Origin of the sequence: Frateuria sp. GZRR35, from assembly GCF_051900415.1 — a bacterium.
GTDB lineage: Bacteria > Pseudomonadota > Gammaproteobacteria > Xanthomonadales > Rhodanobacteraceae > Frateuria_A.
Genome location: NZ_JBHZGL010000001.1, coordinates 437,804 through 451,873, shown reverse-complemented (window position 1 = coordinate 451,873; position 14,070 = coordinate 437,804). Strand labels below are relative to the sequence as shown.

Genomic DNA, 14,070 nt, shown 5'->3' with positions numbered 1-14,070 from the left:
CGTTTGGCTGGGAGACTAGGATTCGAACCTAGATAAACGGAGTCAGAGTCCGTTGTCCTACCGTTAGACGATCTCCCAAAACCCTTGGGAACGATGCGCTCTGACCGGATGCATCGTTCCTCGAAGCGGATGTTAGCGCTTCGAGAACTGGGTGGCGCGGCGAGCCTTGTGCAGACCGACCTTCTTGCGCTCGACCTCGCGGGCGTCGCGGGTCACGAAGCCGGCCTTGCGCAGCGGCGACTTCAGGGTTTCGTCATATTCGATCAGCGCGCGGGCGATGCCCAGGCGGATCGCACCGGCCTGGCCGGTGATGCCGCCGCCGGCGACGGTGACCTTGATGTCGAACTTGTCGGCGCTCTGGGTCAGCTCGAGCGGCTGGCGCACGATCATGCGCGAGGTCTCGCGACCGAAGAACTGGTCGAGCGGCTTGCCGTTGACTTCGATGGCGCCGTTGCCCTTGCGCAGGAACACGCGGGCGGCGGAGGTCTTGCGGCGGCCGGTGCCGTAATTCTGCTGGATAGCCATGGGTTTCCTTAGATCTCCAGCGCCTGCGGCTGCTGGGCGGTATGCGGATGGTCGGCGCCGCCGTACACCTTGAGCTTGCGATACATCGCGCGGCCCAGCGGATTCTTCGGCAGCATGCCCTTGACGGCGATCTCGATCACCCGCTCCGGATGCGTGGCCAGCAGGTCTTTCAGACTCATGGTCTTGAGGTTGCCGACGTAGCCGGTGAAGCGGTGGTACATCTTGTCGTCCAGCTTGGCGCCGGTGACCGCGACCTTGTCGGCGTTGACCACGACGATGTAGTCGCCGGTGTCGACGTGCGGGGTGAACTCCGGCTTGTGCTTGCCGCGCAGGCGGCGGGCGATCTCGGTGGACAGACGGCCGAGCGTCTTGCCCGTCGCATCGACCACGTACCAGTCGCGCTTGACGCTTTCCGGCTTGGCGCTGAACGTTTTCATTTCAAGAATACCTGTCTGCCGCCACGGGGGCGGTTAGCGGAATCGGTGGAACAAAGGCGCGAGATGATAGCGGAGCCGTCATCCATCGCGCAAGCCTGCCGGTCGGCCGACTGTGAGCTGCCAATGATAGCATGCCTACCATGCCCGAGAACAAGTCCGAGCGCATCGCCGCGCTGGCCGACCAGTGCGTGCAGTGCGGCCTGTGCCTGCCGGCGTGCCCGACCTACGCCTTGGATGGTAACGAAGCCGAGTCGCCGCGCGGGCGCATCGCCATCGCCGCGGCTCTGGCCAAAGGACTGGCGCCAGTGTCGGACGAACTGCGCGAGCCACTCGACCACTGCCTCGGCTGCCTGAACTGCGAACGGGTATGTCCCGCCCAGGTGCGCTTCGGCGAGCTGCTGGTGGAAACGCGCGCCCTGCTCGGGCCCGCACCGGGGCGACCACGCGTACTGCTCGCGCTGGTGAAGCGGCCCGCCTTGCTGCGATGGGCGAAGTTGCCCGGCCTGCGGCGCTGGTGTGCGCGCCTTGCCCGCGGACTGCCAAAACGCTCCCGCTGGCGTGCGGCCCTGGCCCTCGCTGCCCTGCCGCCCTCCACGCAGCCGCAGCCGGTGACCGCACGAGCACACCGCACATCGGCGCGGCCCAGGGTGGCGCTTTTCCCCGGATGCGTCGGCAGTGTGGACGACGCGCCGGCGCAACAGGCGGCGGTCAACCTGCTCGAGGCTGTCGGTCATCCGGTGACATGCCTGCCAGCTTTCTGCTGCGGCGCGCTCGACGCCCACGGCGGCGACACGCAGGCGGCCGCGCGCGCGGCGCGGCGCGTACGGGAAAGCTGGCAAACCAGTGGCGCTTCGATTCTGGTGACGGTCACACCCGGTTGCCTCGGACAACTGCGCAGCGCCCTGCCCGGCGTGGCAGCAGAAGATCCCTACGCTTTGCTCGCGGCACGGGCCGATCAGCTGCACTTCCGCCCGTGCCCGCAACGCGTGGCGCTGCATCTGCCGTGCACGCAACAGAATGTGGCGCGCAGCGCCGAGGCCTTGCAGAAGCTCCTCGCGCGCGTGCCGGAGCTGGAGGTAACGCCGCTGCCGGCGCGTTGCTGCGGTGCCGCCGGCAGCCACATGCTCGAGTTCCCCGACCGCGCAGCGGCCTTGCGCGCTCCCATGCTCGAGGACATCGGCGCGCTGGCGCCGCAGGCGCTGCTGTCGTCCAATATCGGTTGCCGGTTGCACCTGGCCGCGGGCCTGGCCGAGCAGGCCATGGCTGTGCCGACCCTGCATCCGCTGGTGCTGCTGGCACGGCAACTTCTCCCGGGACATCCGTCATGAACATTCGCACGCTCTCCCCGCTCGACCGGCTGCTGGCAGGCATCGAGCGCGCCCTGGAAACCGTCGCCGGTGCGCCGGAAGCCGCGCGCCCCTCGCCCGCCGCGCCGCTGGAGGATGCAACGCTGGACGAGGCCGAGCGCCGCCACGCCGCCGGCCTGATGCGCATCAACCACACCGGCGAGGTGTGTGCGCAGGCGCTGTACGACGGCCAGGCCGCGCTCGCGCGCGACGAGGAGACGCGCCAGCACCTGCAGCACGCCGCCGACGAGGAAACCGACCACCTCGCCTGGTGCGCACAGCGCCTGCGCGAACTGGAGAGCCGGCCGAGCCTGCTCAACCCGTTGTGGTACGCCGGCAGCTACGCCATCGGCGCAGCCGCCGCACTGGTCGGCGACAGGGTCAGCCTGGGCTTCGTGGTGGAAACCGAACGCCAGGTGGAAGCCCACCTGGAAGACCACCTGCAACGCCTGCCGCCACAGGACGAACGCTCCCGCGCGGTGCTCGCACAGATGCAGGCCGACGAAGTACGCCATGCCGACAACGCCCGTGCACGCGGCGGCATCGACCTGCCTTTCCCGATCCCCGGGCTGATGCACCTGAGCTCGCTGGTGATGAAGAGCGTCGCCTACCGCATCTGACCCGTCGCCTCCCTTGTAGGAGCCCGCTGGCGGGCGATGCCTGGATGGTCACGAAGAACAAGGGCATCGCCCGCGAGCGGGCTCCTGCAAGAAGCGTCACCGGCAGTAGCCCCAGCCACCGGCCTCCACGTGGAAGTGGCTGCGGTGCTCGCGGTTGTAATCTGGGCCCAGCACCAGACCGGCCACCTCGCAGGCGCGGTTGTGCACGCGATGCAGGAAGGCCCCCGCCTTGCCCTGCGCATTCCAGTCGCCGGCGATATCGAGCCGATGGCCGTCGGCCAGCCCGAAGCCGGTCAAGTCGATTGCCGCGGCCCGCGCGTGGCGGCTGAGCGGTGCGCCGGCGCGGCCGTAGATGTTGCGGCAGGCGTAGCTGCCGACGTGGTCGACCTGACGCACCGCGGTGCCATAGAGCTGCTTCGCGGCGGGCTGCAGCACCTGGCGATCGAGCAGCACCAGGGTGGCAGCCAGGGGACAGGTGACGATCGCCGGTCGCGCGAGCGCCGCTACGCCGGTGCTGCGCAGGCGGACTGCGTCAATCCAGCCGCAGGCACCCGGGCCGTCACGGTCGGACAACGGTGTGAAGCGTGCGCCAGCCTGTGCCAGCGCCGCCTTGCAGGTGTGTGGCTCGCGCCCCAACCGGTCCAGCTTGTAGCGGAAGAACAGGTCCGGCGGCGCACGCAGGTCCAGCGGCGCCCACGGGTTGTAGCGGTCCGGCGGACGCCAGCCACGCGACCACACCAGCGCCAGCAGGGCGAGCAGCAGCAGGAACAGCAGGAAGGCGCGCATGTGGCCCAGCCTAGGCACCGCCCTGTGCGCACAACGAAAAACCCCGCCTCGCGGCGGGGTCTTCGTTACATCAGGTTGCGGCCGTGGAAGAGTTCCTCGATCTCGCGCTTGAGCAGCGACTCGATCCGCTGGCGCTCCTTGAACGAAAGGTCGTCCGCGTGCGCCTCGAACAGATAGGTATCCAGGTCGAAGTCCTTGATGTGCATCTTCGTGTGGAAGATGTTCTCCTGGTACACGTTGACGTCGAACATCTCGTACTTCTGGCGGATGTGGCGCGCCAGATAGTCCTGCACCGAGTTGATCTTGTGGTCGATGAAGTGCTTCTTGCCCTTGATGTCACGGGTGAAGCCGCGCACGCGGTAGTCGCACACCACGATGTCCGACTCGAAACTGTCGATCAGATAGTTCAGCGCCTTCAGCGGCGAGATCACGCCACAGGTGGCCACGTCGATGTCCGCGCGGAAGGTCGCGATGCCGTTGTGCGGATGCGTTTCCGGATAGGTGTGTACGGTGATGTGGCTCTTGTCCATGTGCGCCACCACGGCACCGGAGATGGTGTCGCGGCCGAGCTTCTCGACCACCGGTTCCTCGGAAATGAGGATGGTCACCGACGCGCCCTGCGGGTCGTAGTCCTGGCGCGCGATGTTGAGGATGTTCGCGCCGATGATCTCCGCCACGTCGGTGAGGATCTGCGTGAGGCGATCGGCGTCGTACTGCTCGTCGATGTATTCGATGTAACGCTGGCGCTGGTCTTCGGACACCGCGTAGCAGATGTCGTAGATGTTGAAGCTCAGGGCCTTGGTCAGGTTGTTGAAGCCCTGCAGGCGCAGGCGCGGGAGCGGTTTCACCACGGCGACTCTCCATGGCCGGGATACGGCCAGCAGATGAGGCGGGTTAGCAGCAAGGGTCCCCGCGAAAAAGAAAAGACGCGCCAGGACCCTCATCCTGCGCGACCCGAGGTTCCGGCTGGCGTGCAGCCTGACCGAAAGACTGCGAAGTATGCGGCAAAACCCCGGAAAACAGAACTCAGGCGCGCAAGCCGCGTCATCTCTTGATCAGCCGAGACGCGTGATGCATGGTAAGGCCTTGGCGGCAGCGCCGTGTTCACCAGCGGATACCCTCGTGGCGCAACTCAAATACCAACTCCAGCAGGCATTCGAACGGTCCCAGGCGCCGCTGAGCTTCGCGCCGGACCCGGCATCGATGGAGCGCTTCCTGGCCCTGTGCCATCGCCGGCGCTACCCCGGCAAGACCGCGATCATCCGCCCGGGTGATCCTGCCAATACGCTCTACTACATCATCGAAGGCTCGCTCGCGGTCTGCACCGAGGACGAGCAGGGCCGCGAGCTGATCCTGGCCTACTTGAACCGCGGCCAGTTCATCGGCGAGATGGGCCTGTTCGTCGAGCAGGCGCAGCGCGAGTCAATCGTGCGCAGCCGCACCCCGTGCGAGATGGCCGAGATCAGCTACGAGCGCCTGTTCCAGCTGATGGAAGGCCCGCTGCGCGAGGAATGCCCGAAGATCCTCTTCGCGATCGGCTCGCAACTGACCAACCGCCTGCTGCGCACCTCGCGCCAGGTCAGCCGCATGGCCTTCATGGACGTCACCAACCGCATCTCGCGCACGCTGCTGGACCTGTGCCAGGAGCCCGACGCCATGACCCACCCGGACGGCACGCAGATCCGCATTTCGCGCCAGGAAGTCAGCCGCATCGTGGGCTGCTCGCGCGAGATGGTTGGCCGCGTGCTCAAGCAGCTCGAGGAGCAGGGCATGATCGACGTGTCCGGCAAGACCATCGTGGTCAAGGGCACGCGCTGACGCTTCGGCCCCGCTGCCTCCTGGTTACGCGGCAGCCTCAGGGCTGCCGCGTCGTTTCGGGCCGATAGATCATGTAGACGTCCGCGCGCTCGTAGTGCGAGCCCGCGCGCACCGATGGCTGCATCGCGAAGCCGGCCTTTTCGTACATCCGCAACGCCGTCTGCAGGCGACTGTTCGATTCCAGGAACAGCGTCTTGCCGCCGCGCCGCTGGAACTCCGCGATGCACGCCTCGAGCAGGCGCTTGCCGGCGCCCAGGCCACGGAAGGTTTCGTCCACGCCCATCTTGGTCAGCTCGAACACGCCGGGCGATTCCTGCAGCAGCGCACAGGTACCGATGACCTCCTCGCCCAGGCGAGCGAAGAAGATCGCGCCGCCCGGCTGCAGGATGTAGCGCTCCGGGTCGCCCAGCACCGCGCGGTCGATATCCTCGATGCGGAAATGGCGCTCGAGCCATTGCGCGTTCAAACGGTAGAAGTGTTCGCGCAACGCCGGCGCGTACGGCACGATCTCCAGCGGCGTCGCCTTGATGGCGGCATGCTCGGCCAGGATGGCGTCGGCGACCGGACGCTCCTGCAGGGCGCGCTCGCACGCCGCAATGGCATCCAGCAGGTGGCTGGCGTGGGCTTCCAGGGAAGTGCCCACCCCACGTTGCACGGCGCACCAGATCGGCCCGAGCCCGGCGAGCGCCTCATGCGCCGTGTCAGTGAGTGCCAGAACGGTGCGCCGGCCATCAGCCGGGTCGCGCCGACGCCGGACCATCCCGGCGCGCACCAGCTTGTCGGTCAACTGGCTCACCGCCGAATGGGTCTGGCTGATCGCCTGGGCCACCTCCGTCACCGTGCTCGGGCCGGCGTCCCACAGGTAGCGCAGCACCGGCAGCCAGCGCGATTCGATCGGCGCGCCCAGCGCGCGATAGACGTCGTCCGCGGCACCGTAGAAGTGTTCGCTGAGCGCTTTCAGCCGGCTGCCGAGGGCCAGCTTGCCAAGGGATGCCAGGTACATGCGAATGCCTGCCGCGAGAAATACGTAAGAGCTAACGTAAATCGGAAATCGCCGGCACGCAATCCCGCACGATCAGTGCCAGGCCACTCGCTCCAGCGGCCGGCCCAGCGCCCGCTCGATCCGCTTGCACAGCTTCGGCGTGCCGTTGACCAGCACCGGCTCGGCTGCGGCCTTGAGCATGTGCAGGTCGTTGAGGGAATCGCCATACGCGCGCTGCCAGGCAGGCACGCCATGCGCGATGAGCGCCTTGAGCTTGCCGGCGCCGATGTTGTGGTGCGCGACGCGCAGGCCGAACGGACCGGGCTTGAGCCGCGAGGCGACCAGCTCCACGCCAGCGAGCCCCAGCTGGGCAAGCAGGCTCTCGACCAGCGTGTGCTCGCAGCCGGTCACCACGATCACCCGCTCGCCCGCCGCCTGGTGCCGGCGCAGCGCCCGCACGCCATCACGGCAGAAATGCCCGGGCCGCCGCACCAGTTCGGCGGCGAACGTGTCGACCGCGGCGCGGTAACGCTTTTCGTCCAGCCCCAGCAATGCGATGTGCACCAGCGGGCGGTGCAGCCGGCGCGTCAGCGGCCACAGCAGCATCAGCCACGGCAGGGCCAGCAGCGCGAACAACTGGCGCAGGGTCGAGCGCGCGTAGCGCTCGCGCACGAACAAGGCGTAGGTGTCGGCGTGGGTGAGCACGCCGTCGAAATCGAACAGCACGACCGGCGGCACGTCGGCGGCGGGGGTGTCCTGCCCTTCCATGGCGTCAGGCGGAGAACAGCCGGTCGAGCGCCTGGCCCGGATCCTCGGCCCGCATGAACGCCTCGCCTACCAGGAACGCGTGGATGCCGGCCTCGCGCAGGCGCGCCACGTCCTCGCGCGCATGGATGCCCGACTCGGCCACCAGCACGCGGTCGTCGTCGTCCATGCGCGGCTTGAGCGCGAGCGAGGTGTCCAGCGTGGTTTCGAAAGTGCGCAGGTTGCGGTTGTTCACGCCGATCAGCGGGACCGGCAGTGCCAGCGCGCGATCCAGTTCCGCCGCGTCGTGCACCTCGCACAGCACGTCCAGGTCAAGTTCGGCGGCGAGCAGCGACAGTTCCAGCAGCGCGGCATCGTCCAGCGCCGCGACGATCAGCAGGATGCAGTCGGCGCCGATCGCGCGGGCCTCGTACACCTGGTAGGGGTCGACGATGAAGTCCTTGCGCAGCAGCGGCAGCGCGCAGGCCTCGCGCGCCTGTTGCAGGTACGCCTCGCTGCCCTGGAAGAAGTCGCGGTCGGTCAGCACCGACAGGCAGGCGGCGCCGCCAACGGCATAGCTGCGCGCGATGGCGGCCGGATCGAAGTCGGCGCGGATCACGCCCTTGCTCGGGCTGGCCTTCTTCACCTCGGCGATCACCGCCGGCAGGCCGGCGGCGAGCTTGTCCTCGATGGCGGCAGCGAAGCCGCGGGTGGGCGGCAGGTCCTCGATGCGCGAGGCGAGCTCGGCCAACGGCAGCGCGGCGCTGCGTTCGGCGATTTCCTCCGCCTTGCGGGCGAGGATACGTTGCAGGATGTCGGTCATGGCGGATTTCTGTAGGAGCGCACTTGGGCGCGACCGGTGAGCCGGCGACACGCGGTCGCGCCCGAGGGCGCTCCTACATGGGTCCGGCGAGCCTGCGCGTCGCGGCGATGAATTCCATCATTTTCGCATGCGCAGCGCCGCTGGCGATGGTGTGGCGCGCCAGCGCGATGCCTTCGTCGATGTCGCCCGCCACGCCGGAGGTGTAGAGCGCCGCGCCGGCGTTGAGGCAGACGATGTCATGCGCCACGCCGTGGCGTCCGCCCAGCGCGTCCAGCAGCATCGCGCGCGACTCGTCCACGCTCTCCACCCGCAGGTTGCGACTGGAGGCCATCGCCAGGCCGAAATCCTCCGGCTCGATCTCGTACTCGCGCACCTCGCCGCCGCGCAATTCGCCGACCAGCGTCGCGGCGCCCAGCGAAATCTCGTCCATGCCGTCGCGGCCCCACACCACCATCGCGTGGCGCGCGCCCAGCGCCTGCAGCACGCGCACCTGGATGCCGACCAGGTCGGGATGGAAGACGCCCATCAGGATGTTCGGCGCGCCGGCCGGGTTGGTCAGCGGCCCCAGGATGTTGAACAGCGTGCGCACGCCCATTTCCTTGCGCACCGGCGCGACCACCTTCATCGCCGGATGGTGGTTCGGCGCGAACATGAAACCGATGCCGGTCTCTTCCATGCACTGGGCGACCTGCGCCGGGTTCAGGTCGATCACCGCCCCCAGCGCCTCGAGCACGTCCGCGCTGCCGGATTTGGAGGAGACGCTGCGCCCGCCGTGCTTGGCCACGCGCGCACCGGCCGCCGCGGCGACGAACATCGACGCGGTGGAAATGTTGAAGCTCGACGCGCCGTCGCCGCCGGTGCCGACGATATCCACGAAATGCGGGTGCGCCGGCGCGTCGACCTTCGCCGAGAGCTCACGCATGACCCGCGCCGCGCCGGTGATCTCGCCGACGGTTTCCTTTTTGACGCGCAGGCCGGTGATGATCGCCGCGGTCATCAGCGGACTGACCTCCCCGCGCATGATCTGGCGCATCAGCGCGATCATCTCGTCGTGGAAGATCTCGCGGTGTTCGATGGTGCGCTGGAGCGCCTCCTGCGGCGTGATCGAAATCTCGCGCGGACTCATGCAGCCAGCTTCCGGCGCGGCAGGCCAAGGAAGTTGGCCAGCAGGTCGTGGCCGTATTGCGTCAGGATCGACTCCGGGTGGAACTGCACGCCCTCGACCGGCAGCGTCTTGTGGCGCAGGCCCATGATCTCGTCGATCGAGCCATCCGCGTGCTCGGTCCAGGCGGTGACTTCCAGGCACTCCGGGAGCGAGCCCTGCTCGACCACCAGCGAGTGGTAGCGCGTCGCCTCGAACGGATCGGGCAGACCGGCGAACACGCCGCGCCCGCGATGGCGCACCGGCGAGGTCTTGCCATGCATGATCTGCTTGGCGCGGATCACCTTGCCGCCGAACGCCTGCCCGATTGCCTGGTGCCCCAGGCACACGCCGAACACCGGAATCTCCCCCGCCAGCTCGCGCAGCACCGGCAGCGACACGCCCGCGTCGTCCGGCGTGCCCGGCCCCGGCGAGATCATGATGTGCGAGGGCTTGAGCGCGCGGATGCCGGCCACGTCCAGCGCATCGTTGCGCACCACCTTCACCTCCTGCCCCAGCTCGCCCAGGTACTGGACGAGGTTGAAGGTAAAGCTGTCGTAGTTGTCGATCATCAGGAGCATGGCGGACACGCGGGCTACGGGCGAATCGGCATGATAGCCCGGCCAGGTGGCCGACGCTTCAGCCACTAGCTTGCCGCGGGAGAGTCCCGGCGGAGTCGCAGATGGCGACCTACCTAACGTCGCGAGGTGGTGCCCCGAAGTGGACGCGCCGGAGCGGCGTCGGCCGAGGGCCCGACCGACAGCCCATCACGAACCCATCGAACGTTCACGCCTTTCCGTCACGAGCCACCCGTACCCTGCGCAGTTTTTGACACCAGGGAATGGACATGGGTGACAGCCTTATCACACCGGAAAACTTCGTCCTGTACCAGTCGTTCATAGCCGAGCGACAAGCGGACTTTCGCCGCATCGCCAAGGCGACCAACGGTGAATACAGCGCCGAGGACATCAGCCAGCAGGCATTGCTGGTGGCCTGGGAACTGCAGTCCGGCAAGGGCGTGGCAATGCGCTTCGCGGATCCGGCCTATGGCCGGCTGCTGCTGAGCCACCTGTACCAGCACTTCGTCCGCTACACCGAAACCGCCATCCGCCGCGCTTTGCGATACCGGCGCAAACATGCCGACGACGACCAGCTCGAGCTTCTCACCGAGGTGCTACCCGCGGACGAAAGCTATGATCCGTCGCTCGCACTTGATACCTTCGAAACGCAACGGGACGCCGATCCGGACGCTCAACTGTCACAGGCCAGCGCCTGGCTGTTTCTGGTTGGCCGCAGCGGTAATGAGGTGCGGCGACTGGCCGACCGCCTGCTTATCTCGATTTCGCATTGCTATCGCTGTTTGGCGTGTGCGCGCACTCTTGCGCGCCGGCAGCACGCGTTGCCGATCCGCTGCACCGGCCGCGATGGTATGCCACTGCAGCCCCGGGGCTGGCGCCGCTTTCGCCATGAGCGGCGCCCGACCCAGCTCCAGTTCGCCTTCGTTACGGCACCGACGCTCTGGCGGGAGAGCGCAGCCGCTGCGGACTGAGCATCGCGGCCGAAAGGCCCGCATCCGCAAGGTGCCCGGGCAACGGCCGTCCAAGCGCCAGGTTGGCGCAGGACTCGCCCATGGCGGCGCTGGTCTGGATGCCGTAGCCGCCCTGGGCGGCGACCCAGAAGAAGCCCGGCGCATCGGGAGCGAAGCCGCCGACCAGGTCGCCGTCGGCGACGAAGGAGCGCAGGCCGGCCCAAGTGCGGGTCGGGCGGCGGATCTCCATGGTGGTGGCCTGCTCGATGTTGTGTATGCCGAGCGCGATGTCGTACTCCTCCGGCTGCACGTCGTGCGGGTCGACCGGGTCGGCGTTGGCGGCCGAGCCGAGCAGCAGCCCGGCGTCCGGCTTGAAGTAGAAGGTCTCGGCAACGTCGCAGATGAACGGCCAGCGATGCACGTCCACTCCGGCCGGCGGCTCGAACACGAAGGCCGAGCGGCGCTTCGGCTGCAGGCCCAGCGGCGCGACACCGGCCATCCGTGCGACCTGGTCGGCCCAGGCGCCGGCCGCGTCGAGCAGCAGCGGTGCGCGGTAGACGGTCTCGCCGGCGTCGACTTCCCAGCCGGCCGCGGTGCGCTCGATCGCGCGGACGGCCACGTCCAGGCGCAGCTGCCCGCCGCGCGCGCGCAGGCCGCGCAGGAAGCCCTGGTGCAGTTCGTTGACGTCGATATCGGCCGCGCCGGGTTCGTGCATGCCGATGTGCGCCGCTTCGGGCCTCAGCACCGGCACGCTCGCGCGCAGGCGGGCGGCGTCGTGCAGTTCGAGGTCGCGCGTGTACGGCAGGATCGCCTCGTACTCGGCGCGGACCCGGTCGGCATCCGCCGCGGTGCCGATCACGGTCGCCCCGCGTCGCGTCAGGATCGGCGCGCTGGCAAAGCCCTGCGGCGGGCGGGCGAGAAACGGCCGGGTCGCACGGGTCAGCGCGCGCACCTGCGGCGAGCCGTAGGTTTCGCTGAACAGCGCGGCCGAGCGGCCGGTCGAATGCATGCCCGCGTAGCTCTCGCGCTCGAGCACCAGCACGCGTGCGTGCGGCGCGAGGAAGTAGGCCACCGAGGCACCGGCCATGCCGGCGCCGATCACGATCACGTCGGTTTCGATCAGGCTCATGTCAGCTCTATCGTCAGGTCAGCGAACATGTAGGAGCCCGCTTGCGGGCGATGCTTTGGATCTGGCGCGAAGAGCATCGCCCGCAAGCGGGCTCCCACAACGGCGGGGAAAGTTTTCGGGTCATGGGGCGTCGCGGCGCGACTGCCTTGCCACCACGCTAGTGGCGGTGACGTCCGCTGTGACGTTGCCGAGGGTGGCGAAAGCATCGGGCAGCGTGTCGACCGCCAGCATCAGGCCCAGCGGCCCGACCGGCAGGCCCATCGACTGCGCCACCGGGAGGTTGGTGGCGATGAAGGTGACCGCGCCCGGCAGGCCCACCGAGCCCAGGCTGATCACCACCGCCAGCACCGCACCGGCGACCAGCTGGGTGGCCGACAGGTCGATGCCATACGCCCAGGCGATGAACGCGGCCGAGGTCAGGTACTGCACCGGGCTGGTCAGGCGGCACAGGGTGACCGCCATCGGCAGCACCAACGAGTTGACCTGCTTCGGGTAGCCCAGCCGCCGCTCGGCGCTTTCGAGCATCGCCGGCAGCGAAGCAAGCGACGACTGCGTGCTGATCGCCACCGCCTGCGGCGGCAGCAACGCACTGGCGAAGCGGCGCAGCTTCTCGCCGCCCCAGATCACCGCCACCGCGTACATCATCGCGGTGACCGCCAAATACAGCACGATCTCCGCCAGCACGTACACGCCCAGCGCGCTGAGCATGCCCAGTCCCGAGCGCGCGCATACGCCCAGGATCAGCGCGAACACACCCAGCGGCGCCACCCACAGCACCCAGCGCACGATCACGATCATGGCGTCGGCGATGGCCTGGAAGAACTCCACCAGCATCGCCCGCCGCGCCGGCGCGATGCGCGTGAGCGCAAAGCCCAGGAACAGCGCGAACACCACCAGCGGGAGCATCGCGCTCTGCGCGGCGGCCATGATCGCGTTGCTGGGGATCATCGCCACCAGCGCTGCCGACCAGCTCACCGGGCCGGTCTGGGCGGCCGTGCCGACGACCGCATGATCCAGCGCGGTGCGCAGCGCCGGGTTGTGCGGGAACAGCGAGAACAGCGCCGGCGCGGCGGCCGCGGTGAACAAGGCGCCGAGCAGCAACAGCAGGATGAACACCACGATTGCCCGCCGCGCGATGCGTCCGGAGGCCGCCGCGTCGGTCGCCGTGTTGACGCCCACCACCACCAGCGCCAGCACCAGGGGCACCACGGTCATCTGCAAGGCGTTCAGCCAGAGCTTGCCGATCGGCTGCACCACGTCGGCCACCTGCGTGGCGACCAGCGGGTTCCATGCCGCCAGGGCCAGGCCGAGGATGGCGCCGGCCGCCAGGCCGCCCAGCACGCGCGCGGTGGGGCTCATCGGGCGGCATCCCCGAGCGCCGGCAGGTGCCAGTCGGCTTGCAGCTTTTCGTACGCGGGTGTGGGCATCAGCACGAACACCGGATGATCGTCCGGACGCAGCCAGGCCAGCAGGCGATGCATCAGCGAAGGGGCCATGGCGGTGCAACCGGTGGTCGCATCGACCGGCGACTTCCACAGATGGGCAAAGATGCAGCTGCCGCCCCGCGCACGTTGCTGCGGGTTGTGCTCGATCACGAAGCCCTGGGCGTAGCGCTGGTCGCCGTGGACGTGGATGTCGCGGCGCATCGGCTCGGTCGAACCTTCGACGGCCTTCTCGCCCACCACCTCCGCGTCGACGATGCGGTTGTACTGCGGCGAGCCGCTGACATCGACGCAGTAATCGCTGGCAGTCAGCGCGCGGTAGGGCATGGCGGTATCGGCCTTGGCCGCGTAGCCGAACGCCTCGCCGATGTCGAACACGCCGGCCGGGCTGCACAGGTCGCCCTCGCGCTTGACCGGACCGTCGTGGCGCGGAGCATTCAGCCCCAGCCCCCAGGCGGCGCCGGCCTTGCCGATGGTGACCGGCGCGGGCGCGCCGATTTCCTTCCAGCCGTTGGCGGTGCGCGCGTAGGTGCGCAGGGTGCCGTGGTCGACGTTCCAGCCGGGCGTGGTGACCACCACCATCTGGCGGGCATCGGACCAGGCGCCCGGTTCGTCGGCCCGTGCATGGCCCGTGCCGGCAAGGGCAAGCATCAACAGGAGTGGCAGGCGGACGGACATGGATACCTCACGCGGAACGGACGGCGTAGGGTGGGCTTCAGCCCACCACGGTGGATCGGGCGGAGCGGGCG

Annotated in this window: 16 protein-coding genes and 1 tRNA gene; 4 read left to right on the top strand and 13 right to left on the bottom strand. The window is 68.6% G+C overall.

Annotated features, from left to right (window positions below; translation table 11 throughout):
• Nucleotides 1-4: 4 nt before the first annotated feature.
• The 3 genes from ACFWZ3_RS01920 to rplM form a co-directional block, all read right to left on the bottom strand.
• A tRNA-Gln gene (locus tag ACFWZ3_RS01920) sits at nucleotides 5-78 on the bottom strand.
• 54 nt (nucleotides 79-132) lie between these two features.
• Complete coding sequence (gene rpsI, locus ACFWZ3_RS01915; RefSeq protein ID WP_231350512.1) at nucleotides 133-525, bottom strand: 30S ribosomal protein S9; 393 nt, start codon at nucleotides 523-525, stop codon at nucleotides 133-135.
• Between the two features lie 8 nt (nucleotides 526-533).
• A complete protein-coding gene (gene rplM, locus ACFWZ3_RS01910) occupies nucleotides 534-962 on the bottom strand; it encodes a 50S ribosomal protein L13 (protein ID WP_439706091.1) in 429 nt (142 codons plus the stop codon).
• A 131-nt stretch (nucleotides 963-1,093) separates the two neighbouring features.
• Between rplM and ACFWZ3_RS01905 the strand changes: the two genes are divergently transcribed.
• Both ACFWZ3_RS01905 and coq7 read left to right on the top strand, forming a co-directional pair.
• Nucleotides 1,094-2,290, top strand: coding sequence for a (Fe-S)-binding protein (locus tag ACFWZ3_RS01905; RefSeq protein ID WP_439706090.1), 1,197 nt, complete (start codon nucleotides 1,094-1,096; stop codon nucleotides 2,288-2,290).
• Nucleotides 2,287-2,928, top strand: a complete 642-nt coding sequence (gene coq7, locus ACFWZ3_RS01900) for a 2-polyprenyl-3-methyl-6-methoxy-1,4-benzoquinone monooxygenase (protein WP_439706089.1) — start codon at nucleotides 2,287-2,289, stop codon at nucleotides 2,926-2,928. The genes ACFWZ3_RS01905 and coq7 overlap by 4 nt, the downstream gene beginning before the upstream one ends.
• A gap of 96 nt (nucleotides 2,929-3,024) precedes the next feature.
• On the opposite strand, the gene ACFWZ3_RS01895 is transcribed toward coq7, so the two are convergent.
• Both ACFWZ3_RS01895 and speD read right to left on the bottom strand, forming a co-directional pair.
• Nucleotides 3,025-3,714 carry an extensin-like domain-containing protein gene (locus ACFWZ3_RS01895; RefSeq protein WP_439706088.1) on the bottom strand — a complete coding sequence of 230 codons (690 nt, stop codon included), beginning with the start codon at nucleotides 3,712-3,714 and terminating at the stop codon, nucleotides 3,025-3,027.
• 65 nt (nucleotides 3,715-3,779) lie between these two features.
• A complete protein-coding gene (gene speD / locus ACFWZ3_RS01890) occupies nucleotides 3,780-4,565 on the bottom strand; it encodes an adenosylmethionine decarboxylase (RefSeq protein ID WP_439706087.1) in 786 nt (261 codons plus the stop codon).
• 271 nt (nucleotides 4,566-4,836) lie between these two features.
• Here speD and crp point away from each other — a divergent pair, with 271 nt between their 5' ends.
• The gene (crp, locus tag ACFWZ3_RS01885; protein WP_342451875.1) at nucleotides 4,837-5,532 is read left to right on the top strand and encodes a cAMP-activated global transcriptional regulator CRP; all 696 of its coding nucleotides are present in this window, start codon (nucleotides 4,837-4,839) and stop codon (nucleotides 5,530-5,532) included.
• A 37-nt stretch (nucleotides 5,533-5,569) separates the two neighbouring features.
• Here the strand turns inward: crp and ACFWZ3_RS01880 are convergent, their stop codons facing one another.
• The 5 genes from ACFWZ3_RS01880 to ACFWZ3_RS01860 all read right to left on the bottom strand — a co-directional run bounded on the left by ACFWZ3_RS01880 (nucleotide 5,570) and on the right by ACFWZ3_RS01860 (nucleotide 9,803).
• The gene (locus ACFWZ3_RS01880) at nucleotides 5,570-6,535 is read right to left on the bottom strand and encodes a bifunctional helix-turn-helix transcriptional regulator/GNAT family N-acetyltransferase (protein ID WP_439706086.1); all 966 of its coding nucleotides are present in this window, start codon (nucleotides 6,533-6,535) and stop codon (nucleotides 5,570-5,572) included.
• A 72-nt stretch (nucleotides 6,536-6,607) separates the two neighbouring features.
• Nucleotides 6,608-7,282 carry a haloacid dehalogenase-like hydrolase gene (locus ACFWZ3_RS01875; protein WP_439706085.1) on the bottom strand — a complete coding sequence of 225 codons (675 nt, stop codon included), beginning with the start codon at nucleotides 7,280-7,282 and terminating at the stop codon, nucleotides 6,608-6,610.
• Between the two features lie 4 nt (nucleotides 7,283-7,286).
• Nucleotides 7,287-8,081 carry an indole-3-glycerol phosphate synthase TrpC gene (gene trpC / locus ACFWZ3_RS01870; protein ID WP_439706084.1) on the bottom strand — a complete coding sequence of 265 codons (795 nt, stop codon included), beginning with the start codon at nucleotides 8,079-8,081 and terminating at the stop codon, nucleotides 7,287-7,289.
• Nucleotides 8,082-8,154: 73 nt separating this feature from the next.
• On the bottom strand, nucleotides 8,155-9,207 hold the full coding sequence (gene trpD / locus ACFWZ3_RS01865; protein ID WP_439706083.1) for an anthranilate phosphoribosyltransferase: 1,053 nt from the start codon (nucleotides 9,205-9,207) through the stop codon (nucleotides 8,155-8,157).
• Complete coding sequence (locus ACFWZ3_RS01860; RefSeq protein ID WP_439706206.1) at nucleotides 9,204-9,803, bottom strand: anthranilate synthase component II; 600 nt, start codon at nucleotides 9,801-9,803, stop codon at nucleotides 9,204-9,206. The genes trpD and ACFWZ3_RS01860 overlap by 4 nt, the downstream gene beginning before the upstream one ends.
• 266 nt (nucleotides 9,804-10,069) lie before the next feature.
• Between ACFWZ3_RS01860 and ACFWZ3_RS01855 the strand changes: the two genes are divergently transcribed.
• The gene (locus tag ACFWZ3_RS01855) at nucleotides 10,070-10,771 is read left to right on the top strand and encodes a hypothetical protein (RefSeq protein WP_439706082.1); all 702 of its coding nucleotides are present in this window, start codon (nucleotides 10,070-10,072) and stop codon (nucleotides 10,769-10,771) included.
• Here ACFWZ3_RS01855 and ACFWZ3_RS01850 read toward each other — a convergent pair.
• The 3 genes from ACFWZ3_RS01850 to ACFWZ3_RS01840 all read right to left on the bottom strand — a co-directional run bounded on the left by ACFWZ3_RS01850 (nucleotide 10,725) and on the right by ACFWZ3_RS01840 (nucleotide 13,999).
• Nucleotides 10,725-11,879, bottom strand: a complete 1,155-nt coding sequence (locus ACFWZ3_RS01850) for an NAD(P)/FAD-dependent oxidoreductase (protein WP_439706081.1) — start codon at nucleotides 11,877-11,879, stop codon at nucleotides 10,725-10,727. The genes ACFWZ3_RS01855 and ACFWZ3_RS01850 overlap by 47 nt on opposite strands.
• 120 nt (nucleotides 11,880-11,999) lie before the next feature.
• Nucleotides 12,000-13,238: a dicarboxylate/amino acid:cation symporter gene (locus ACFWZ3_RS01845; RefSeq protein ID WP_439706080.1), complete on the bottom strand. Its 1,239-nt coding sequence runs from the start codon at nucleotides 13,236-13,238 to the stop codon at nucleotides 12,000-12,002.
• Complete coding sequence (locus tag ACFWZ3_RS01840; RefSeq protein WP_439706079.1) at nucleotides 13,235-13,999, bottom strand: L,D-transpeptidase family protein; 765 nt, start codon at nucleotides 13,997-13,999, stop codon at nucleotides 13,235-13,237. The genes ACFWZ3_RS01845 and ACFWZ3_RS01840 overlap by 4 nt, the downstream gene beginning before the upstream one ends.
• Nucleotides 14,000-14,070 lie beyond the last annotated feature (71 nt).